Genomic DNA, 26,051 nt, shown 5'->3' with positions numbered 1-26,051 from the left:
TTTTACCTACATAATGACCGACAAAGACACATCTGCACTTTCTGAAAAAGACGGAGTTTCTCAGCCTGAAACCACCAGTAAATCATCTGCAGAAAAAATAAAGCGTAACAGAAGAAAAACTACCTCAACCGAAGAATTTGTTACTCAAATAGTTGCTGGTAATATTCCTTTTTTAAGTAGAGCAATTACGTTAGTAGAAAGCACGAATCCTAAACACCAACAACAAGCCAATGAAATTTTAGAAGCTTGTTTACCGCATGCCAATAAATCGGTTAGAATTGGAATTACGGGTGTTCCTGGTGTAGGAAAAAGTACGTTTATTGAAGCTTTTGGTAAGCATTTAACTTCTTTAGGAAAAAAAGTAGCTGTTTTAGCGGTAGACCCAAGCAGTTCTATTAACAAAGGGAGTATTTTAGGTGATAAAACACGCATGGAGGAGTTAGTTACCGATGAGAATGCTTTTATACGCCCTTCTCCTTCTGGAACTTCATTAGGCGGTGTTGCTCAAAAAACACGTGAAAGTATTATTTTATGTGAAGCAGCTGGTTTTGATACTATTATTATTGAAACTGTAGGTGTTGGACAATCGGAAACCGCCGTACATTCTATGACCGATTTCTTTTTATTACTGAAATTGGCAGGTGCTGGAGACGAATTACAAGGTATTAAACGTGGAATTATTGAAATGGCTGATGCTATTGTGATTAACAAAGCAGATAGCGGTAATGAAAAAAATGCTAAACTTGCGAAGGTAGAATTTAACAGAGCCTTACACTTGTATCCCGCTAAAGAAAGTGGCTGGCAACCTAAAGTTTTATTAGCGAGTGCACTCCATCATCAAGGAGTTGATGCTATTTACGCTATGATTAATGAATACATGGATTTGGTAAAAAAATCTGGCTACTTTCAACAGAAAAGAAATGAACAAAATAATTATTGGTTGTTAGAAACCATCAATCAGCAATTAAAAAGTAATTTTTACAACAACCCAAAAATTAAAGATCGTTTACAACAGGAAATTGCAAAGCTAGAAAACGGGAAAACGACACCGTTTACTGCAGCAAAACGATTGCTAGAAAATAACTAAACTATGGAGCCCATAATGGGCACTTAATAAAATTTTATTTTTAAACAACTAATAAATACCTAACTGGTATATAATTTACAGACATATGGAAGATAACACCCTCACTTGGAACGATTTTACAAAAGTAGAAATGCGTATTGGCACGATTATTTCTGCCGAGGTTTTTAAAGAGGTTAAAAATCCTGCCTATAAAATGCAGGTTGATTTTGGTGATTACGGAATTAAAAAAACCTCAGCGCAAATCACTAAGCTATACAAACCTGAAGATTTGATAGGAAAACAAGTGGTTGCTGTGGTAAACTTCCCGAAAAAGCAAATTGCGAATATGATGAGTGAATGCTTAGTATTAGGTGGTTTAGGTGATGACAAAGAAGTAACCTTATTAACTGCTGAACGTACTGTTAAAAACGGGACAAAGATTTCGTAGCATATCTAAATTCCATTTTTTATCCTTATAAATGAATTTAACTGAAACTGATTTATAAGGGTATTAGAACTTAAATTAACAAGTCATAAAATAAATTTTGCGTACAATAAAATACTATGGAATTTATAATTGGAAAATTCCAAAATACTAGCTCAAAATTATTTATTGGTATAATAAGCTATTTCTTTCTTTGGCTAGCTTCTTTTTCTTAAAAGAATGCATCACCATATAGTTAACTTAACTAAGCTCACCAAATAAAAAATTACTTTTGCGGTTTCTTAATACTTTTTTTATGATAGAATTTAGCAAATTCTAAAGCTAAAAAGTTTTCAATTTCCTCTTCTGTTTTCTTTTCTTCTATCATTTTAAAAATAGTTGATATATGATTTTTTTTAAACTCATTGAGGATTCCATTATTAGCCACAACGTCCTGATATGTTAACTTTTGCAATTCTGACTGCATCCATTCATGTGCTTCCATTTTTATTTTTCTAGTCTGTAAGTCTTTTTTATCACTTTTAGATATAAAGTTTCCTCTTTTCGCTTCTTGTTTCATTAAGTGTAGTAAACGATTATAACTAGCTTTAACTTCTTCATCTAGTAAGACTGCTTGATCGTAAAGCTTCTTTAAACTTTTAAACGCTAACTTATGATACGTATCTATAAAACCTTTGTGTTTATATAAATAGTCTAAATAATTTACTGCTGCCTTCTTATAATGTTTATTACTTACATTTTCATTGTTTACAACATCTGTTTCCAACAAGCTTAAATCGTTTCTTACTTTTTCTATACTTTTTATACTCACAAAAGCAGAATCGTTTAATAACTGTGTAAGCTCAGCTGTAATTTTAGGATGTTCTCCACTAAAAGTATGCTCTTTATACGAGAATGAAAATTCTTTTACTTTTTTGTTTCTTTCTCTTTTTTCAAATCTGAATTTCGGTTTTTTCAAGCCAAAACTATAACTATAACCAAAAGTTATGGTTAATTCGCTTAGTTTTTCTTGCTGTGTGGCTTCTCTGAATAACTGTATTGCATTTAAATTTAAATTATGGTTTTGTGCAATAGTTGTAGAAGCACTTGCCCTAAAATTTAAAACATTACTTGTAACTTCTTTGTTTACATTACTATTATACGAAGCTCCTAAAGTGGTATTTAATATGTTTTTAAAAAACAGTTTATTCATATTTAAAGACGCTCCGTATGCTTTACTATCATCTCTACCGATATCGCTATAATTGTAGTTAAGTGAAGGCGAAACTGTTAGCGCTTTTTCAGGAAACCCTAATGTATAAACTACATTTCCGTTATGAAAATTATTAGCTTGACCAATTCTAATAATACCATTCTCTTTATTTGCTGAAGATGCTAATGAATAGTTTAGATTAACATTCTGTGTAATATTTTTCTTTTTAGCCAACATCCAATTCAAGTTTATATTGGCATTTTGTGACAGTTGCTTAAAATTTAATGCTTCTTGTTCTTCATCTGTTAAATCATTGTCGTTAATGTCATCAAACTGATTTAAACTTTTGTTCGTAAACGTTGTGAAGTTAGAATACATTCCTGATAAAGTAATCGCATCTGTCATCTGATACGTTGCATTAACGCTTCCTATATTTCTTCCTGTAGATTGTGCTTTTTGATTGTTTAAATTATCTCTTTGGTATCCTATATTAAACGATAAGTTCAACTTATTTTTAAATAATGATTGAGCCATATTTAGTGTGATGTTCTCAAAGTCATTATTAAAATAATAGGCCCCTAAGGTTTCATAATTAGGATCAATACGTTCATAGCCCAAACCAACTTTCATTTGTCCTAATTTTACATCTAAATCTGCTTTAATCGCATTGTAATATTCGGTTGATGTACGATTATTAAACAAAAACCCTGCTAAATTGTTAGAGGTATTACTACTTTTATCTGCTCTTGTATCTTGTGTAATGGCTGTTGAGGCATATTCTGCCCTTATGGTGTATTTTTTAGCAATGGTAGTTTCTCCTGTAAGACTTATTACTAAGTTTTCTTTAGGTTTTATATTTCTTTCTTCTGGTATTGCTGCAATAGAGTTTTCAGCATCTTTTGCATAAAAACCTATTAGTCCTAACTTATAATTTGGTTTTTCCCAAGCTACTCTTGCTCCATATCCTGTACGCTTAAAAGCTGGTAAGGTTTGTGGATTACCATCATCTTCTGTTGCTTTCAATAGACGACCATACATGGCACTGAACTTTATTGGCTTGTTAGGAGTTAATTCAATACCTCCTCCAGTAAATTGATGTCCGTTTAAGGTATAAGGAGAAAAATTCATAGTAACATCTCCTATATGCGCTTGTATCCATTTGTATTTTGGGTGTAAACTCAACCTGTTAAACTTAAAAGGTAATTGATAGTCAAAGTTATCTCCTTGATTAGAGAAACTATAGGTAAAAGGGATATTAAAACTCAACCAACTTACATTCACTGTTCCTTGTAAAAAATACGTGAACGGAATACGTGCATTACGGGTATTTGCATTGTAATACACCATATTGGCATTAACATTACCACTTACTTTAACCTTAGTTGATTTTGTAATGGTCTCTATATCTAAATTTTGCGCTAAACTTATACTACTTACTAAACATAGTAAGCTTACTAATATGTACTGTTTCCCCCTTTTCAATACTCTTTTTTTCTTCTTCAATAGTTTTCTATCTCTCTAAACTATAAGTCACATACTCTTCCCAGCTATCATAAGGAATATCATTATGTGGTGACTTTATTACCAAGGTATTCCATGGTTGCCATTCGTCTTTTAATTCTTCGTTGGTTATTTGGTGATGTTCCAATAACCCGTTGATAAAATATTCAGGTAATAACACAGGTAAGATTCTAGAAACTAACCCTTTAATTAACTCAATAGTATAATCAATTTTCTTATCTACTACCTTAAATGTAAATATCCCTGAATCCCATGAATCCTTATAATCAATTAAATCTCCTTCTTCATCATAGTTTGGAGTTAATAGTTTATTTTCTTTTTCATACTCGAAAATGCGGTTCATCATCGTTTCATTTACCCATTGATAAAAATATTTAGCTGCTGTGAGTTTATCTTCTTTTTCTTTAGTTTCATCCCAGTAATAATTTTCTTCAAAATTCCCTTCTGGAACCACTAAATATTGAAGTTTGTTAAAGCGTTCTTTCTTACTTTCTATATTCTTTAGATAAAGATTATAAAGTTCTTTTTTAAATTCTTTGAAATACCTAGAACTAACTACAAGATCCTCTGATTGGTTATTTTCATTCGAATATTTTATCTTTAAACTTAGTTTTGATTTTGATATATATATATTTATAAGTATTTTTTTCCAATTAGTTATTGGCAATAAAGAACTTACTTCATCAATAAAATCTTTTTTTAATTTTTTCATTTTTATAATGGATTTTGATAAGTATCAGTTAAGTTACCATTTAATTTATTATTAGTATAGACGTCTACATCTATAGAGTCTGGTCTCTTAGAATTTCCTGTAAAATTAAACTCCATTTCAATTTTTACAGTTGGTGGGTTCTCTGATTTTAACATTTTTGAAATGGTATCTTCCATTTTATACCATGCTCCTGTTCTATTTTCTACTGCATTTTGTGAAAAATAGTTAATTTGTTCACTTAAACCTCCCCATTCATTTCTAAAAATATGCCCTCCATCATCGGTATTTACTGTTGAACCCCATCTTTTATTTCTTTTGTTTTTGCTTGAAATACTTCACCTCTTTTTACTGATTTATCAATGGTAACAGGGTTCATTTTTGCTTTAAATACTCTACCTAATTCAACGAAATTTTTAAACTCCTTCTGAATAGTTTATTTGTGAATACTCTATATACTCTTGCTCTTTACCTAAAGGAATAAAATCGCCTGGTGCTGTTAATATTATTTTATTCCACGGCTGCCAATATTTTTTTAATTCATTATGTGTTAACTTATGGTGATATAAAATAGATTCTTTATAATCTTTTGTTAATTCTATAGGAACCAAACGCTTAATACCATTTTTAAATAATTCTATTGTATATTTTATTTCTTCAGCTTTACTATCTACTATAAATGTAAAAACTCCCCTATCCCACGTATCTTCATACTCTAAAAACTCTCCATCTTCATCATAAATAGGTATCAGTAAATTATTGGCTTGTTCATGCTCAAAAATTTGAGTACGCATACTTTCATATAAATAATTAGAAAAAAGAAGTGCACTGCTTTGTCTTTCTTCTATTATCTTTTCTTCATCCATCTCATATTCTACTGAATAGTCTTCTTTTGTAATGGTTATAATTACTTTGTTAAAATCTCTTTTTTTTATGCCTTTATCAAAATCATAAAAAATATCTCCTAAAATGGGACCATATTTAATTACACTTAAGACTTTTTTAAATTCTTGCGCTTGATAATAATATCTCAATTTTCCTCCTCGAGAATTTCCTATTCCAAATTCTATTTTAAATATGGCTTTATCCCAATTAAGTTTTTTTAAATTTCCTTTAATAAAGTCTACAAGTTTAGTAAAATCAATCATAATTATAGAGGATTAGGTATTTCTATGAATTGTGAGGGTATCTCCATCAATTCATCATTATTATAAATTTCCACATAAAATTTTTCAGGCCTTTTAGATGTCCCTGGAAAAATAGGAGTAATCTCAAGCCTATATGTATTACTCGGATTATCTATCTTTAATTTCTGTAAATATACCTCCATTTTTCTCCAAGTTCCAGGGTCTCCTGGTTGATTATATTTTGGATTCTGTGGAAAGTAATTAATTTGTTCTGCAGGTCCGCCACTTTCTGCACTTGCCATGTGTCCTCCATCGTCTCCAGGGTTTACACCATCTTTTACCTCTTTAGCTCTTTGTTGGGCTGGTTCGTTTCTTTTATAACCTGCATCGTATCGAACATCATTGTCTGTTATCTTTTTTACTCGACCCAATTCATCTGTTTCAAATATAAAGCGTCCGTTATCTACTTCATACTTAAACCCTTTCATAAGTGGTGGGTCTACATTTAATAGGTGGTTCCATCCATCTCCATTTCCTCCTGCTTTGGCTACAATTTTACCATCTGTAATCGTTGCCCATACAGTTCCTTTTTTATCTACCAATTGTATTTTCTCTCCTACTTTTTCTAATTTCCATGTACCTGGTAAATTACTTCTGGTAAGCATTTCTTCAAATTCTTTATACCTACCTTCTGTGCCTTTAAACATTTTTACAAGGTCATCTTTAATCTGCGGAGATAGGTTATCAACAAACTTTTGTTTTAATAATACCGATTCTCCTGATGGTGTACCAGAATTTATGGTAAGTTCATCAATTTGTCCGTTAGGTTTAGCATTATACCAATCTTCTGCTTTTACAACTCCGTTTTCATAAATCCTCATTTCTCCATTAGAGCCTATAACATTTCTTCCTATAACAGCCGCTATTTCTTGTGCACTTTCAGAATTGTTACAACTTAATAAACGTATTTGCTTTTCTTTTGATACATTTCGTAATGCTTTTGCAAATTCACTAGCTGTTAAAGTTGTATTTTCTACTTTTCCTGCAACTTCAATCAACATAGAAAAGTTTTCCCCTGCATCATCTGAATGAACTACAATATCTATATAATTATCCCCTTCATTAATAAAACTCTTTACCTTTTTTATATCTACTGGTGGTGGACCTACTAAATCAATAATACTATTTTTTAGATGTTTTGCATCGATTTTTAATAACTTCTTAACCGCTAATATTTTTGCTTTAGCACTTCTAGCTCTTACTGCTAAATTTGTTAATTCACTATTAATTTTTCCTTCTGCTATAATATTATCTAACCATTTTTCAGATTCTCTTAATTTATTAGCTCCTATCTCGGCAATTTGAGTTGCTGTTAAATCTTCGTTTAAGATGTTATCTATAAAGTTATTAACTTGCTTTTTAGATGGTAACGATTTTGTATTCTGCTTAGCTACTTTTTTATACAGTTTGTTAATACTCTTTACACCATCTTTTAAAAACTCATCAATAGCAATTGTTGCTGTTAAAATATTTAATGATTCTAAAAATATTTTTGCGTTAGGAGATAAATTTTTCGACGACGATGTTAATGTAATATTAACACCAGACCCTACCATATCAGCAATTATATAAACTTTACGTAAGGTTGAAGGTGCTTTTGCTAATGCTCCAGCTCCAGTAGCTAAACTTACTACGTCTATTGCTGCTTCAATTCCATCTATGGTATTTTTAGTATCTCCAACATCATTTGCATAATACGCAAGCATTGCTGGAGCAATTACTGGAGTTTCTTTGTTATAATCACTAAGCATGCTTAGTGATGATTTATTAACAAACCATATAGGATCTAAAGGCGATAAAGGAACTGGGGTTTCTTTATAAACATTTTGAGCATTACAGCTCATTTCATTATGTATAGAAATGTCAACTGTTTTTTCCGAATCCCAATCTACTTTAGTATCTAAAGTACAAGTATAGAAAAAAGCTGTTGGCACATTTGAGCCCACTTCTTTCATGAAATCCCAAAAACCTCTATGATAAAAGTTTATAATTCGGTCTGCAAACTCATCATCTGTATACTCTAAAGCTTTCTTTTTAAATAAATCTGATTTTGATGATAAACCAATCAGTACTTCAACAAATTTTTTATAGTTATCGTCTGTTAACCATGTATGATCATTGTCTATTTTATATGCTAACCTTTTTAATAAAAAGTCTTCAGTGTTAATTTTAGATTTACCTAATAAAGCTGTAAGTAAATTATCTACATCTTCATTTTTTGTAAATTTCAACAACCTGATAATTTCTATCTCTGCACTATTATTTGTTGATATACCTCGTTGAGTTAAAATACTTATAGCCATTATTTTGTTAGCAACACTAACTTCTTTTAACTCTTGATTGGATAAATTATCAATACAGTTCTTAACTCTGCTAAATGAAGAGTTTTCCGTTATATTATCTAATGTTTCTTTACAATTCCCTTGCTCTTTATTTACAGCATTGATTAATTTTATATATATATTGATTAATTTATCACTACTTAAATCCTTGAGGGCAAGATATGCCTTATCAGAAGGGACGTGAGATTGTGCTTTGTCTTTTAGGGCTAATTGAGGAAACTCATTCTTTATGATATCTGGATATGAATTATTTAGAAATGCTAATTTTGATACTATAAAATATTTGGTTCCCCAATCTATATGCTCACCAAAAAAGTGTTGTACTAATTTTTGATTTAACTTGTAAGATTCGTCATAAGGAGTAGTAACTCCATACTTATAGTTCTTTTCATATATTTTAAATGATCTATTTGTTACAGTCTGTAATTTATTATAAGTATTAGGTTTAAGTATATTTACCTCTTCGTTCTCTTTAAAGCTTAACGCTTCTACTTTTGACTTTAAGAGTCGTCTTGAATCTCCATCAGGAACTACTGTAATTATATTTTTATGGAATTCTTTTCTTTTTTCAACATCATATCCTTTAAAACCTTTATAAACAAACCCAAAATCCTCAATAGTGTATTCACCTTGAGTCGTTATTTTATCTATACTCGCAGAATACTTTACACTATCTATTTCAAAAGATTGTAATGCACCTGTAGGATAGTATACATAAGGATTTAACTTATCCACACCAGTCACAAAACTCAATTTTCTAACTTTTTTAGGAAGTGTTATATAACTTCCATTCATAGTTAAGAAACTAAAAGTACCATCAGGGTTTTCAAATTCTTTTGGAATACCTGATATAACTGTATTTTGCCCCTCTTCATCCTTATCAAAAACTCCGACACGTAATTTAGGGTTGTGTATGGTTTGCCAGTGTACAAAAGGAAGTTTAGTACCATCTTTATAATCTAACAACCAATTGGTAGCTTTTTGTGCATATTGATAACTCTGTGAAGAGAACGGGTGCTTTAATTGGAAAGCTCCATGTCCTAACTCGTGAGCAGCAAGCCCCCCAACCCCCGAAGGGGGAGCATTAGCTGTGTATATGTATCCAAATTGTCTGCCGAGTGGCATTAATCCTTTCTCGTTAGCAGAAGAAGGTGTTTTGTCTGTTACAATCAAATAGTAAGCATCTTGCTGGTATTGTGGATGCTGCTTTAGCTTATTATTTATTTGACGTTGTTGTTCGGTATATTGTGCTGCAAAACCACTTTCTCCACTTTGTATGGTTCCATTTGGAGCTAAGGTTTCTAAATCGTTTTTAAAATCGTTAATTTCAGTAATGGTAAGGTTTACCATTGCTTGTTGATATATGTTCTGTAACGTTTCTTTTATTGTACGTGCACTAGTATTAGAAGTATTAACCACTACTACTTTTACGTTTTTAGAAGTTGCTTGGTATTGTATAAAAGCTCCCGCAACCTCATATTTGGTTCCTTGTTTTACTAAGGCTTGTGTTTCTATTTCGGCATCGTCAAAAATTCCTTTTAATTGTAAGGTATAAGAAGTAGCTGTACTATCTATTTTTTTGATAGCTACTCCGTCTTTTGTTTTAAAAACAATATTTTGAGGTTTAATCTTACTGTCTGTAATCGCTAAATTCGCTACAATAGTTTCTGTATCGTTTTTTGCAACAGCTTTATAAGGAACATAATAATTGTTCCCTAATTTTTTATATAAATCTTTCGTAGCACTATAATTACTTTCGTAAGCATCAAACCCATATTTACTATCAGTAGCTTTTGTAAAGGTGACTACCACTCCTTTAGCTGATATAGCTGTTGCTTGACCGTTGTTATTAACACCATTGGTGTTTTCTGGATTACTAGCTCCTCCTTCTGCTTGTGTTCCTTGCGGAGTTACATTACCTTCTTCATCAACTGCCCAAACTTGTCCGTTACTATCAGTTATTACAATATCTTCCCCTCCAGGTAACTCTACCACTTCTCCATTTCCTCCTATAACTAATATATCTCCATTCGGATCTATCTGTACATCTGAAACTGGGAAATCTACCTTAGTTGATTCTGAGTTTCCAGTTCCTCCTTGAGTCCAGTCATTGGTATCTTCTACATCTCCCCAAGTTGGGTCGTAGGTAGTTTTTACCACACCTTCTATCAATTGATAGTCGGTATTGATACTTATAGCATCAAAGGTTACCGCTATTTTAGTGTCGCCCAAATAAGGAACTACGATGTACCCTACTCCTGTAAAGGTTCCGTTTCCTCCTTGTATCTGTTTCACAGTTACAGGGAAATCACCTGCAGTGAAAGTTTCATTAATTCCTATATTTTTTAGTGGGTCGTTATTATCTATTTGTATTTCTGGAATAATTCCGCAGTTATAACTACTCCCCATTTCGTCTTTTGCAGGCATGGTAAACTGACTCATATGACTGTACGAATAGTTTTGGTCAAAATCTGTCAGTTCATTACAAGTACCTCCTACTCGAAACATATACGTTTTTCCTTCTCGTAAATTACTTATTTGTGCTTGTGTGTTATAAGTATATACTTCAAACCATTCAGCATCGGGTATATCTGCTCTTTTATATTGTACATGGTATTTTTTATGGTCTGGGTGCCCTTGCCAAGTAAGTTTAATACGATCTTTGGCTACTACTTCTGACAATACAAAAGTTGGTGGGTAACAGGCATTAGTGTAGGTAAAGTAATAAATTTCACTATAACCATCATTTTTAAAAATGGAATTTTCGCTAACTCCTGTAGTCGATTTGGCTTTTACGCGCCAACCATATCTTCTATTAGGCAATAAGGTAGGTTTTCCTATATTATATAACAGCGTTGTTGTATAGGTAGTTTCTGAATAATAGTTAGGCGATGCTAAAAAAGCTGCTTGCGGATTTATTTGCGTATCCCACAACTCTCGTAATTCAAACTCGTAGGATACATTGGTAGCGTTCGTATGTCTTGGCGTCCATTGAAAAATAATATTCATCGGATCTTGTGCCACAATTTGATCTCCTTTATAAGGTAAATTTAAAAACGGTGGATCGTTTAGTAATAAATAAACGTTAGAACAGCCAGCTGTTGGGTGATTTAATTGTTGATTTGTATACGCATCGTATACTTCCCAACAAAAGGAGTACATACCTTCTGGCAAAGGTTTATTATATTGTTGAGGCGAAATACCTATTAAATTATTAGGCTGAAAATAAGCAGCTAAATCGATATTTGTAAACTGCTGTAGTACTCCCCCATTCAAAGTCACTTGTGAAGCTCCCGCAACAAAATCTGTTGACTGGATATCAAAACCATTCCCCTTGATATGTAGTTTTAATCGTACTTGTTTATTACTGGCTACAACATCAGTTAATAGCAAGTTTAAACGAAACTTAACATCGCTTGCCGTTGCATAATCACTTAATTTTGTTGAATATGGAGGAATAATGGTTTGCGTTACCTGTACTGGATAACGTTGTGCATATACTCCTACAACTATAAGTAAGCAATAAAAAAACAATGATTGTTTTAATCTATATTTTAATTTCGATACATTCATTCTAAGGCAATTTTTGAACTTTAATATCACAAAGGATGTATGAATTACTTCCGTTATCTACAAACTCCTTTATTTTTATAGCTCCTTTTCTTCCATCAACAGTTTGAAACAGTACAATTCTTGGTTTCATAGTACTATCAAAATGTAATAATCCGTTTGGAGTTTCCGTAATTGTTATAGTTTGTAAAGGAGTGTCATTATTCATTGCATCAAATTGAGCAACACTAAAACTTACCCCACAGCTACAACTTTCTTGAGAGTTAATTAATTTAGTTTGTTGTGCATTAGGTATTGATACAAAACCATTGGAACCTGCTTCGGTTGGTGACAGAAATTTATTATAGGTAAAACCATTACTAAGTCCCAGAAAAACGAGATCTATTTTGGACCCGTTTTCTGCAGTTACTTCATTTGCAGTAACTGTTTTTCTTAATTCTGTTGAAAAAAAGGCTCCCACATTATTGTTACCATGGGCAGAGTTGATTCCTAACTTAACATCTGTAAATGTTCTTAAATTAGTATTTGGTTTAATCTGTATAGTTTTTGTTGTTGTCTTTTCTGTCTTCCCATTAGAAGCAATCAACTTGATTGTATATGTCCCTATATTTTGAAAAGTAACCTCTGGATTCTCTTCTATACTTTTGCTAGGTGCTCCTCCTTCAAAAGTCCATTGATAACTTATGGCATCGGTTGTTTTATTCTGTAAGGTAATAGTTACTGGAGCTTGATAATCATCATCAAAAAAATCGACTTCCCAATCAAAATCTATATCTATATCTGGTAAAACTGTTATGGTTTCTTCTTTAGTTATTGTTTCAAAACCGTTTGACACCGCGACTTGTATACGGTGTTCTCCTGGTTCTTCAAAAACTATATTTGTAGGATTTTTATCTGTTGACTTTACTGATTTTCCTCCTTCAAAAGTCCATTCATACGTTAAGCTTTCTCCAACTGTATTATTTGTTAATTTAACTTCTACCGGTGGGTAATTACTTTTAATTATTTCTGTTGAAAACTGTATGTCTATTCCTTCTACAACTGTAATCTCTTTTGTTAAGGTTTCTTCCAAACCATCAAAATTAGAGGCTTTTAATTTTATTGTGTATGTTCCTGCTTTCGTATATTCAATACCTCCTGGGTTTTTATCTGAAGAAGAAATTATTGTTGCTCCTTCAAAAGTCCATTCGTAAGTATCTGCTCCTTCAGTTTTGTTTCGAATACTTATTTGTACAGGTACTGATTCATCTTCATTAACAAAAGAAGTTTCAAAATCTGCTTTTATAAAAATTGGGGTCTCTTTATAACATGCAGTCATCACAAAAATTACTGCTAGTAAAATATATGTATAGTTATAAGTTTTCTTCATTCTTTTTAATCTACAATCATTCTTTTTACCTGTGTTTGCTTTGCTGTTTCTAGCACTACTACATACATTCCTGAAGCTAAATTCATTGTAAATGGAATACTATATTCTTCTAATGTCTCATTGGGTATATGTTTTGTTATAAATTGCCCTTGTGTGTTAAAAATACGGAGAGAAATAGGGGTTGCTTCTACTAAATCTATGCTAACCTCAAAATTTCCTTTATTTGGATTTGGAGAAATACTAAACACCTCAATAAATGGAGTTTCTGTATCTCCTGGGTCGACTAAACCACTTTCTTCTTCAACTACTACTTTTTTATATGTTTCTTGTACACAGTCGCCAACTTTTGTTAATAAACCTACTTCATAGGTTCCTGCTTTAGAAAAACTAAGCACTACTGCTTTTTCCTTCTCTTCTACTACTTTTGCTTCGTTTGGCAACATCCAATCAAAAGATTCAGGTGTGGGGTTACTTGTATGAAAGACAACAACTTCTTCATCAATATAGGTTTGTGACGACATTAAAAACTCAGCATTTATTTCTTGGTTACTGTAATTAATTATTATGGTATCAGTAGCCACACAACCTAAGGAAGATGTTACTGTAACAGTATAAGTACCTCCTTTTGTTATAATTATTGATGCTTCATTTGAACTAAACCCATTATTTGATGCCCAACTATAGGTTGCATTTTCATCATCAATGCTGGCGTCTAAAAGATAGGTTTGATCTATACATAAGGTCTTGTCACTTCCTAAATCTATAGTTAATTTTTCAGGATTTTCTAACTTTATTTCTGAAAAAGCTTTACACCCATTAGCATCTATTAATGAAAACTTATAAGTTCCTTCTACCAAATTCAGTAAGCTTGTAGCTTTTTCTCCTGTTTCCCATTCGTAAGTATATGGTGCTTCTCCTCCTGAGATATCTAAAGAAATGGCTCCGTCATTTGCACCATAACAAGTAGGGTCTTTTTTATTTACTTCAATCTTTAACCCTCCTGGTTGTCCAATTGTAACATTTCCTGTTGCTTCGCACCCTCTAGCATCGGTAACAAACACCAAATGGTTTCCCGCTATTAAGTTTTCTGCCATGGTAGTGGTTGCTCCATTAGACCACTGAATGTTGTATGGTGGGATTCCTCCTGAAATAACCACAGTTGCAGTTCCATCGTTTCCTGTATCACAAGAAATTTCTGTAGCAGATAACGATAGTGCAAGTAATTCTGGTTCTTCAAAGCTAAACAATACATCTGATGGATTGATTAACTGTAAACTTTCATAAACACCTATTATAACTCCTCTACTATCTTCTACATTTAAAGCGTATTCTCCTGTTGATAAATCAGTGGCTATTGGATTGTTTTGATTCAAATCTTCATATATTCCACTACTATTTTTCTTTTTCCAATAATATATGTACGATTCCCCTGTACTAAACGGTAAACCTCCAGTTACACTCGCCTTCAAAGCTCCATCCGCATAAGGATTGTTAAAACTATTATTCTGATTACATGAAATTGGTTTTTCAATGCTAATAGTGGCTTCTATTGGATCATATAAGATGAATTCTTTCTCTACATAAGTACACCCTTCTTTTGTCGTTGCTGCCATATAATTTGCATCTTCAATAGTCAAGTGATATAACCCTTTGGGGATATTGTTAATTTTTATTTGAAATTTACCATTCACGATACTTGTTTCCGTTTGCCCATTCAATATTGCTCCTTTTTCATCTTGCCAATAATAAGTATAACTACCGTCAGCAAAAGAGGTTCCTCCTTCTATCTCGGCTTGTATCCAACCATCTGATGCTTGTCCTGTAGAAGGCGTAGCAAAAGCTGTAAAATCTATACTTATTGGATTCTCTGGTTGTTTTATTAAAACACTCCCCGTTACTTGACAACCTCTAGTATCTGTAACCCTTACACTATATTCTCCTTTTGTTAGGGAATTTATTTGTGCTACTTTGTTTCCTCTTTCCCACTCAATGTTATATGGAGGTATTCCTCCTTTAATAATTGCTTTTGCCCAACCATCACTACCTTCATAACAGTATACATCTTGTTTTTCAAAGGTTAATTCCAGTAATACCGGCTCTTCAAAATTATAAATTACATCTGTTGGTGTTACTAATAGGTTATTTTTATATACACCTAAAATAATACCATTTGCGTCTTTAATATTTACGGCATAATTTCCTGCGTCTAATCCGCTTGCTATATTTGAGGTTTGTGTAGTCAATATTGTCCAAACTCCTGGACTTGTTTCTTTTTTCCAAGTATAGTAATAGGATAAACCATTATTTTCATTGGGTTGTAGTTTTATCCCTCCTTCAGCTATTACTTCTAAAACGCCATCAGAAAAAGGATCTCCATAACTATTACTACTATTACATGAAATTGGTTTTCTTAATTCAATACCTGCTTTTAATGGTTCTGGATCATCAATATAATACTCACTTTCAATTACAGTACACCCTTTTTTATCAACTGCTAAAGGGTAGTTTTTATCTTGAATTGTTAACTTATACGTTCCTTCACCAATATTATTGAGTGTTAACTCATAACTCCCAGCATTAAATCTTGTAGTTACCTGAGTATTTAAATTATTTCCATTGGCATCTTGCCAAATAAAAGTATAAGAGCCATCATTTAAAGGAGTCCCTCCAGTTATTGTAGCTTTAATCCACCCGTTTGTAGCTCCAGCAAATGTTGGTTCAAAAAAAGTGTAGCTTATTTTAATAGGATTCTGAGGTTCTTTTATAGTAATTGTTTCTTGCGCTTGACAACCTCTTTCATCGGTTACTTCAATGGTATAATCTCCTGCTACTAAGTTTGATATATCTTCTGTAGTTTCTCCTGTATTCCAAGAGATGGTATAGCTCCCCGTTCCTCCTATTATTGTTGCATTAATGGCTCCATCTGTCCCTTGATGACAAAATACATCTTGTTTAGTGTATATTATTTTTAATAATTCTGGCTGTTGTAGCTCGTATTCTATATCTGTTGGATTGACTAATGTATTATTGGTATATGTTCCTATAATAATTCCATTTGCGTCTTTAATATTAACTGCATATTCTCCTGCTCCTCTATTTTTAAGTACACTTCCTGTTTCTCCAGGTATGATTTGATAAACACCTGATGCATCTTTCTTTTTCCAAGTGTATTTATACTTGTACTTACCTTGTATAAGTGGACTAAAAGGAACTCCTCCTGAAGCTATAGCTGTAAGCTCTCCGTCACTAGATGGATCTCCATAAGTATTACTACTATTACAAGAAATGGAATTCGTTTCTTCTATTTTTAACTTTAATTTCGGTGGTTGCTGTAAGGTATATTCAGCATTAACCATCGTACACCCTTCTTTATTTGTAGCTTTATTATAATTTGCATCTGTTATAGTTAGTCTATATTTTCCTGCAATTGCATTTTCCAACGTTAGGTACCACCCGTCGGCATTTACAATATCACTAAAGGTATTCCATGTAGTACCATTTTCGTGTTTCCACGTAAAATTATACTTCCCATTAGGTAATGGAGTTCCTCCTGTAATTTCAGCACGGATTCTTCCATCTGAAAACCCAAAAGCTGTTGGTTGTTCTTCATGTACAAAATTTATTTTTACAGGTGATTTAGGCTCATCAATTTTTATAGGTTCTTTTTTTTCTTCTCCTAAGCCTATTATATTTCCTGCTCCATCTCTTACAGGCACTTTAGCGATACAATTATTAGCATCTTTTATTTGAATAATATAATCTCCAGCTGGTTTTCCTGTGATAACTTGGGTAGCTTCTCGTTTTACATATGGAAAGGTTCCTGTAAAAGTTGCTAGGTTTTTAAATTCAATCCAATCACTATCTAACACAGGGCTTGTATCTCCTTTATCTCGTAATAAATATTTATACTTTTTTCTATCTTGTCCTCCACTGGCTTTTATAGTAATGGTACCGTCACTTCCCCCATGGCACCAAACACTAGTAGAACTTGCTGAAAATTCTATAGGTTTTGGACGATTAATTGTAAACGTTGTTTCATGACTAGTTCCTTCTGTATATGTATTAAATATTTGTCCATTATACCCAGGAACTGACCCCAACAACTTAACTATATAATTCCCTGGTGGTAAATTGTTAATTTTGTATGAATTATCTACTTCTAGCCTATTTATATTTGAAACAGAATAATCTAAACCATTGGTGTTGTTTTTTAAAGATATACTAAGCAATTCTGATGTTTTCAAAGACCTATCAAAATTAATCTTCACACTTCCATCTTTGGTTTCATAACAGTTCACAGGTTTTACTTCTTTTGAATTTATATGTGGAGCAGAAAGACGTAGAGTATAAAAAACTATATTTTGTGACTCCTGAGAATTACAAGTATTAATTCTGAAATAAACTCTTTTGCCTACATCGTCTATAGACAAAAATGAGGACGGTTTTACTGTAAATGAAGGTTTCCCTTTTGCATTGGTATGTATTGGCATATTTTTCCAATTATTCAATTTTGGTGTACCACTAGCAACCACCTGATATTGCCAATTATAAACTGAGGAATCAAAACCTAAAGAATTAGAAACTACACTTACAGTAAAGTTATCTTCATGACCTATTAAATTATTCGTGGGTTGTACTATAGAAATGATAGGATTAAGTGATACCTCTAGCGTATTATTAGTTGTTATAACATCCCCATCACCTTTAAATACATTTGAGATTGTATATAAATCACAAGAAGTATTAATATCATAAGCTTGAGATGACTTTCCATAAGTTTTACATTTTCCCCAACTCTTCCTGCCTCTTTTTGCATAAAAATTAATTTTTTTAATTTTCTTTACTTCATCCAAATGGTATTTTTCTACTACATCTATTGAAAAGCTTTTGTTTTCTTTTCCTCCTAAATTAACATCTTTTATTACTTCTTTAGAGCCATTCATCAAGATTTTTTCAATTCTAAATAAATGCCCGCAAGTGGCTCTTGTTCCAACAGTTTTAATATTCCCTTTTATTTCAAAATTATAATATTGAGAAAATAAAGTATTTATACTTGAAAAAGTTAGCATAAGAAAAAAAATGGCTTTCTTCATTTTCTAAAATTTTATTTCAATCGTTTTTACTTTAGCGTAGCCGCCTTTTTTGAGTAGCGCTCGTATATGGTAGATATATGTTTCGTTAGGGCTTACTTCTGTATCAACCACCTTTTTAATATCTGATGGTACAATTCGCCAGGTACTGGGCTGCTCTTCTTTTAACTGTTTATAAATGGTATATTCAGCTATTTCATCTTTATTTGCTCTCCAAAAAAGCTCTATGTGATTGGTTTCTCTATTTACTACAAAGTCTAATCCCTTTATATACTCCTTTGGTGTTAAATCTATCATTTCAATAGTTAAAGGAGTGGAAGGGGGCGAAGTCAACCCGCTTTTATCAATGGCTTTGATATGATATCGATACCTATTGTTCGATTTCAATTTGGTATCTATATATTGATGTATTGTATCATTAGTACTAAATACAGTTTCTAACTCCTTCTTTTCGGTAAGATTCTCTCTTAACAAAACATGTGTTGCTTTTTCTTCTGAAGAAGGTATCCATTCTATGATAATTTTTCCTTCTTTTATTTTATATCCTGAAAAAACAGGAGCTGTTGGTGGTATTACATCAGGCTTTTCTAGTATTAGCACTTCTGATTTTTCGGAGTGATTGTGACGCTTATCAACAGCTACTATACTATAAAAAACCTCTGCATTTAAGTTTTTTACTGTTACTGTATCAATAAAACTATTTTGGCTTATAGGAGATACTGTTATTTGTGAAGGTTCTTCATCTTTTAAAAAACTTCTAAAAACTCGATACCCTAAGAAATCAGGTTCTATATTTTGTTTCCAAGTTATGTGAACCACACCTAAACTATCTATCTTTCCGCTTAATTCTGTAGGTATAGCCGGAGGAATCCTATCTAAAGGTTGTATCAGTGTTGAAAACGATGTTTTTTCTTGTTTTGGATCTTTTCCTATTGCTTTTATTTTGACATAATTTGATGCTTGTAATTTGGAATAGGTAAGTTTACGTTGTTGCGGAGAAATATTATCTACGGCTACTACGTATGGACCTTTATCTACTGGAGCAATCAATAGTTGGAATTTTTCTAGCAATGTTTCTCCCTTTTCGGGAAACTCCCATGTAATTATGGCTTCATTGGTGTTTTTGGTAAGTTGTACATCAAAAACTCTAGGCGTGTAAGGCAAAATAGGCTTTCCTTCTCCTGAAATTATTGTAGAATACAATCCTTTTTCTCCGAACGGGGAAATTCCGTTAACTCTATAATAATACGTCTTTGTATTATTTGCCAAGGAATCAATATAAAACATACGTTTGGCTGGGGCTTCTGGTTTATCATTTAAGTTCACCAAAGGTTCTTTGCTTAACGATGTAAAGTTTACACCATCTTCTGAACGTTCTAAATTATAAGAGGTATATATTGTTTTAAACAGTTGATACTCCCATGTTAGAATTACATTTTTATCTCCAAAAATCCCTTGAAAATCTATCGGAGCAGGTAATGGCTCATATTCTTTAATACTAGCTATGGTAGCTGTTCCTTTTATTTTAACAATTTCTGAAGTATTCTCTATAGTTGCAGGTTTAATTTTGTACACATATTTTTCATGAAGTTTTACATCTGTATCTTCAAACCCCCACCCTGCTTTTTTTGCAGCTTCAAAACTCATATCAGCCGCTAATAAAGAGAATGAAAAACGCTGTTCATTTTCATTCACTAAATTGTAAATATCTGCCAATTGTCCTTCACTTCCTCCTTCTATAAAAAAACTTTCGCCAAATAGCGCTTGTGCAATAATGGCTGCGTTGTTATCTTCTTCTACAATTTCTTGCCAAGTTTCAATCGGAGCTGCTTGTATCTTTTTTGCCCATACTTTTTCTAAACTTGGTAATCGTTTACCATCACGAGAAAGCACGTATTTTTCTAATGTAAAACCACTTTTGTTTGTCTTTTTCCAAGCATTTGCTGTAGTTACCGCCCAACGTAATAAAATTTTATCTTTTTGTACTCTTGCAAGTATTTGTACACTAGACTGATGGAGTTCTTTTACTTGCGAAAAAACTCCTTGAGTAACTAAAAAATTTACAATTAGCAAATACGATACAGCAAATAACTTCTTCATGCCTTTTTAAGCTTTTTTTATTAATTAAAAGGGTAGGTGTTAGTTAGCATAACCTACCCTTTATTTTAATTATATTTTTTGGTAGAGGGTATAACTTCCATTTTCTTTTCCTTCTTCATCTTCTCCCAAGAATTTCAAGTTTCCATCTACAAAATAATATTTTACCTCTTCTATCTCCCCTTCTCTAGTTACTTCCAATATATTATCTCCTTTTTCCTTCCATTTTCCTTCTTCCGTATACGAAACACACTCATTATTCATATTTTCCTCATAAGAAACATCTTTAAAAGTGTTGTCCGATTTAAATTCTAATACTGCTTTTTTTTCACACTCGGTAAGTTCATCTACCTCTCCATTAGACGCTACATCTTTAAGTATCTGCCACTTTCCTATTAATGTATCTTGTGGTGTATCATCGTCACTACATGATGTAAAAAATACATTTACACATACTACTAAGGTTAAAATCATTGCATTTTTAATTGTTCTCATTTTTAAAATTTATTTGGGTTTATAATTAAGTTACTTGTTTACCTAAACTTATTAGGGTTTTTAAATTTATATACGGCACTAGTTCCTTTTATTCCACTTGGTAATGTATAGAACAGTTTTATTTTATAATCTCCATACCTCATAAATAAATAATTCTTATCTAAGAATTTCAATACTGAATTTCCATCGTTTATAATTCCGTCACTATAGTCATTTACTATTTGTGATTGTATATCTATCCAATCTTGTTTGTATACGTACCCTAAATTATATCTGAAAGGAAACGTCGTTTCTAACATCTTTTTATTTACCTCATACTCTGCGTTACTTACATAGGTATTTAATAATGGAAGTGCATATTTTGGAGGTGCTCCTAATTCGTTTTCATCACGTCTTTTTACTCGGTAACCTCCTAACGGATATCGTGCGTACAATGGTGGATTTATATCTTTTTCAAAATAATCGTCTTCTAAAGTTGCCTCAATAGTCACTAAAGGAACATTATCGGTGTAACTTGTTCCTAATAGTTCTACTATATCAAATGGTTCATGGCTCTCTATTCTATTGCTTAAATAAATAACATCTGAATAAATTTTACCCCAGTTATATTCCTTTGTATTTATTGAATTTATTTTATCCTTGAACGTTTTATATTTCGAAGTACTAAAATCATAGGCTAATCTTTCTATCTCTCCATCCTTTGAAATATTTTCAGCTTTACTTTGTTTAACTTCTACTTCAGTACTTTCTACATTATTATTATAAGAGCTTTCATTTTCAGAAGTATTATTTTCTTTTGACGAAATGTTGGTGCTAGATATAGTACCTTTTAGCTTACTTACAATACTTAAATGATATTTGGATGATTGTGCTACATTAGGTAAATTGTATGTAAGTATATTGTCTGATGTATTGTAATTAAAAATATATTCTGCAGGTAACTCTCCTTCTTTTTTATATGCTATATGACTCTTCCATTGTGTATCATCAAATAAGTAATCTTGCCCTCTTTTTAACTGGATATATCCTTTATCATATTCTTTTTCTAAAAAATACTTTTGATCCAAAACAGGGTATGCATAGGTAATATTATGTAACGGAATTACTGTTGGTGCTCCTCCTGTAATAAAGGTTCTTTCTTCTATTTCAATAGCTTTTTTACCATCTATCATTATTGTTTTAAAGACTCCTTTTACTTTTTCTTTAAAACTTACTTCAACTTCAACTGTTAATTCTTCATTTGGTGGTAAAATATCAGTAGAAATAAAGTTGGCTCTATCTTTATAATTAGACCATTCTATTACTCCTGGTATTTCTTTACCTTTATTTAATATTCTGTATTTTTCAAGAATAATCTTATATGTTTTATCTCCTTCATCTTCTGGTATTATAATAGGTTCACCTACTTTCATACTAAAAGTAGCTTGAGGTATAGCAAATACATCTACATCTTTACCTCCATCATCAGGTGTAACATCTGTAATTATTTTTAGTCCACCTAACGGAGAAGCATCTTCAAACACACACTCTTCTCCTAATGTTAATTTAAACCTAAATCTCCCTTTAATCAATCCTCCTAAAACATTAAAATGTCCTCCAACATAACCTCTCATCCATACAGGGTTTGGAGCTTTAGCTTGTAACAATACAGCTGCGCCAGCTTTTATAATAGGTATTTTTTTACTTATAAAGAATAACTTAACATGAATCCCTAACTCCCCTTGTAAGTACACGTACGCCTGTCCATTAGCATACCATCCGTTAATTCCTACTTGATCTCCTGTATTTGAACATTTTGCCTCCCCATAATCTTTCAACATAATATCAAAACCAGCCCCTGCCTGAAAACGAGCATAAAAGATTAAAAAACGTAAGTCTCCTGTATCAATAGAGATATCAGCTCCAAAAGCAAATCCTCCCCCATTACTTAAGCTATTTTCATCTCGCATATAGTCAAGTTCATTAGCGTCAACTCCTAAAATTTCAGCAACTATAGGCGGAGGTGGTGGAGAACCTGGTAGTTTAGACCCTACCATAAAATACCCTCCTGCCTTTACACTTACAGGACCAACACCTATGCGCAATCCTAAACGATCTTCTGGTGTACCTATATATATATACCAATCTTCCGGTGAAAAGTGTAAGACCGCCCAACCTGCTCTACCTCCTGTTCCTCTACCTTCCACAAAACCACCAGCTACATTTACATAAGCGTCTAATTCACCATGAAGCACATCATTTTGAAAGTCATAAGTTATTCCAACTTTAGCACTAATAGCCATTTTATCTGTTGGTGTTTGTGGAAAATCTCCTGATGCTTTATTTAAGAGATTTCTTCCTGTCCAAGAATTGTCTATATTCTCATTAGTTACCCCTAAAAATTTTTCTTTGGCTACAGTACTTTCCTTTAGCTTTGACATTAACTGACTTACTTTTCCCATTCCTGGAATTTCTACTCCCATAAGTGTTGCTTGCCCATAAAAACCTAAAAAATCAACACCTCCTCTACTGTTAAAAACAATTTCAAACCCAGCTCCTCCTTTTACTAACTCTTTCTTAACAGCATTAAACATTACCATAGCCTTTACACCTAAACCAACCTTACTATCTGGAACATAGCCTATACCAGAAGGTGAAAAAGAAGACGAAAAATCGGTACGCTTCATTCGATAAGAAGCTCCTCCTGAAAAACCTTCTAAATTCAGTATTCCCGATCCTGTCCCCGGAGGTAAATCATCTACCATCGCTTCAAACTGCCAATACCTAAAAGTAGTTTTTCCGAAAACTCCTTTAGCTTCCACCTTAATTCCATTTCCTGACTTAAACTCAGCCTTCAAATTAGCTGCAAAACCATTACCATACTCTGGGTCATCATTCATTAATGTTAGGTTTCCTTCCATAGAAAAACCTCCTAAGTCAGCTTTTAAGGCTATAGCATTGAGTTCTATTTCCTGAAACTTCCACTTTTGTCTATAATTCTCTTCCTCAAAGACTCCTATAATACCTAAGCTGGTTTTTGCAGCAAAACCGTTATTTTCACCCATTAGGTTAATCCCTAAGTCAAAATATAAGTTTGCATTTGTTTTATTTGCCGTAATCCCTATATTCTCTATTGACACAGGGAAGCCAGCTAGAGCGACCTTATCGCGGTACCCCATGTAATCCACTGAAAAAACTGGACTTTCTGTCTGTAAAACTAAATTTTGAAAAACTACCCCTTTAAACTCTACAAGCTTTTTATTACCAGATGCATCAGCTATTTCTTCTCCTTCATTTTCTAAACTTTTAACTTGATTGGCGCTTATTGCTAAACGACCATGAAGTATTGCTTTCGGCTTAAACTCTCCGTCATGTATTTTTAATTCTATAGCACTATTAGGTAATAGTTCTCCTTTAGCCTTCCATAAGTTAAAATCAATAATAGAATCATTACGTACATTCAACAAATATTCTTCTTCTGAAATAATTCCTGTATATTTTAGCCCAAGTATTTTATTTTTTCCTTCTGGTTTTGAAACAGGTAATTGAATACGACCATCAAAAGATGCCCCTACTAATTTATTTGCTGCTAATGACACTTCTATTTTATCTAAAGAATATGCCCAAGCTTTTTCTTTATTTGTTCTTCCTTCATTTAAAGGAAAAATGTTTTCTGCATAAAAAGAACCTGAAACTCCATGACCATCAATTAATAGGTTATGAGCTCCGAAAGCTATTCTTTTACCTCCTTGTGATATGGTTTCTGAAGTTTTAAACTCCTTAGGTAGTTTAACATCTAATGTATTTACATATACTCCTCTCCAAATATTTTGATTTGGTAGTAATAATCCGTTTTTATGATAATGCTCAGGAAATTTAACACTAGGAGAGTTTCGTAAATCACTAAAATCTAAGACAGCTTCATTCAAATAAAATTGAAAATTTCCACCATAGTCTTTTTTATTTCTTTTTTTTGCCAACACAAACGGCTGTAAGCTTATTCCAACCAATAAATCATTCCAATCTGAAGCAATCGCTTTAAAAGCCCCTTTTACACGATAAGGTACCTGAAGAGTTTGCGTTCCATTTTCTGTTTTTACTTTATAAGGTACTTTTGTTTTTCCTTCATTTACCTCTCCATTTTCTTCTAAAGGTAATATCAACTCTCTCGAAAACTCAACCTCTCCTTCTATTCCTAACTCTTTAACACCATCACAATTAATGGTTACATACGTTTTGTTTTGAGTAATACCTGTTCTATAATCAAACCCTCCTTTTAAAGTTAGCATCCATTTGCCTCCATTAAAAGGTATATGCATATCTCCCAATAGCACCAAGTTAGCATCTCCTATAATACCTCCATCATGCGATAACTTTACATTATTAGCTCCAAAAAATAGTTCTATCGGATAACCATTTTCATTAGTTTGAGGCAAACGCACCCTTGCAAAAACAGTTAATTCTGTATAGTCTTTATAAATATTGGCTTGTGTTATCCCTATGGCATATTGAATATTTTCTCTAGTATGCTTAACCCCAACCGGAAGTTCTTTTATATCTTCATTTGAAAAATTGTCTACCCAAGACTTATGTTTTTCAATTTGTTCAAATGAAGCTAACGCTTTTTCCTTATCATTAATTACAAGTGAAGGAGTTGGATACCACTTTTTAATATTAGTCCAAGAAAACTCTTTTGTCTTTTGTGAAGTTTCTATTTCATAAGTTTCTTTTAATAAAGAATTAGAAAAAGAGTTTATAGACTTAACCTTTGAGTTACCTTTTGGTATTTCTCTAATATCATTATAGTCTTCTGAAGCAATTGTTACCTGAACAGTAAACAACCACAAAAGAACGAAAACAGCAATTTCCCTTAACATAGTTTTTTATAGTAAACTTAATTTTTTATTTCCCTTTAATAGCCTGCAAATTAAATGAAAATTATAATCACAACAAAAGTTTTATTCTTTTATAATATTTTTTCTTATAGCC

12 protein-coding genes are annotated in these 26,051 nt (G+C 32.3%); 2 read left to right on the top strand and 10 right to left on the bottom strand.

The features are described from left to right. Positions 1-13 precede the first annotated feature (13 nt). Both meaB and MK851_RS06460 read left to right on the top strand, forming a co-directional pair. Entirely contained in the window at positions 14-1,087 is a 1,074-nt protein-coding gene (gene meaB / locus MK851_RS06465; protein ID WP_320242495.1) for a methylmalonyl Co-A mutase-associated GTPase MeaB, read from the top strand. A gap of 85 nt (positions 1,088-1,172) precedes the next feature. Further along, on the top strand, positions 1,173-1,514 hold the full coding sequence (locus tag MK851_RS06460; RefSeq protein WP_320242493.1) for a tRNA-binding protein: 342 nt from the start codon (positions 1,173-1,175) through the stop codon (positions 1,512-1,514). A gap of 262 nt (positions 1,515-1,776) precedes the next feature. Here MK851_RS06460 and MK851_RS06455 read toward each other — a convergent pair whose 3' ends face one another. The 10 genes from MK851_RS06455 to MK851_RS06410 form a co-directional block, all read right to left on the bottom strand. Then, on the bottom strand, positions 1,777-4,185 hold the full coding sequence (locus MK851_RS06455) for a hypothetical protein (protein WP_320242491.1): 2,409 nt from the start codon (positions 4,183-4,185) through the stop codon (positions 1,777-1,779). 28 nt (positions 4,186-4,213) lie between these two features. After that, a complete protein-coding gene (locus tag MK851_RS06450; protein WP_320242489.1) occupies positions 4,214-4,936 on the bottom strand; it encodes a hypothetical protein in 723 nt (240 codons plus the stop codon). A 2-nt stretch (positions 4,937-4,938) separates the two neighbouring features. Continuing rightward, entirely contained in the window at positions 4,939-5,202 is a 264-nt protein-coding gene (locus MK851_RS06445; protein ID WP_320242518.1) for a DNA/RNA non-specific endonuclease, read from the bottom strand. Positions 5,203-5,349: 147 nt separating this feature from the next. Then, the gene (locus MK851_RS06440) at positions 5,350-6,081 is read right to left on the bottom strand and encodes a hypothetical protein (protein WP_320242487.1); all 732 of its coding nucleotides are present in this window, start codon (positions 6,079-6,081) and stop codon (positions 5,350-5,352) included. Positions 6,082-6,083: 2 nt separating this feature from the next. Continuing rightward, a complete protein-coding gene (locus MK851_RS06435) occupies positions 6,084-12,035 on the bottom strand; it encodes a DNA/RNA non-specific endonuclease (protein WP_320242485.1) in 5,952 nt (1,983 codons plus the stop codon). 1 nt (position 12,036) lies between these two features. After that, entirely contained in the window at positions 12,037-13,401 is a 1,365-nt protein-coding gene (locus MK851_RS06430; RefSeq protein WP_320242483.1) for a PKD domain-containing protein, read from the bottom strand. Between the two features lie 5 nt (positions 13,402-13,406). Further along, positions 13,407-18,494 carry a T9SS type A sorting domain-containing protein gene (locus tag MK851_RS06425; protein WP_320242481.1) on the bottom strand — a complete coding sequence of 1,696 codons (5,088 nt, stop codon included), beginning with the start codon at positions 18,492-18,494 and terminating at the stop codon, positions 13,407-13,409. A gap of 3 nt (positions 18,495-18,497) precedes the next feature. Then, a complete protein-coding gene (locus MK851_RS06420) occupies positions 18,498-20,591 on the bottom strand; it encodes a hypothetical protein (RefSeq protein ID WP_320242479.1) in 2,094 nt (697 codons plus the stop codon). Between the two features lie 69 nt (positions 20,592-20,660). Continuing rightward, complete coding sequence (locus MK851_RS06415; RefSeq protein ID WP_303506686.1) at positions 20,661-21,083, bottom strand: lipocalin family protein; 423 nt, start codon at positions 21,081-21,083, stop codon at positions 20,661-20,663. A gap of 38 nt (positions 21,084-21,121) precedes the next feature. Then, positions 21,122-25,939: a hypothetical protein gene (locus tag MK851_RS06410; protein WP_320242477.1), complete on the bottom strand. Its 4,818-nt coding sequence runs from the start codon at positions 25,937-25,939 to the stop codon at positions 21,122-21,124. Between the last annotated feature and the right edge of the window lie 112 nt (positions 25,940-26,051).

Source organism: Tenacibaculum sp. 1B UA (assembly GCF_033978845.1).
In the GTDB taxonomy this organism is placed as follows: Bacteria; Bacteroidota; Bacteroidia; order Flavobacteriales; family Flavobacteriaceae; genus Polaribacter.
The sequence above is the reverse complement of the archived record's forward strand: the minus strand, read 5'-3'. Positions and strand labels throughout refer to the sequence as shown.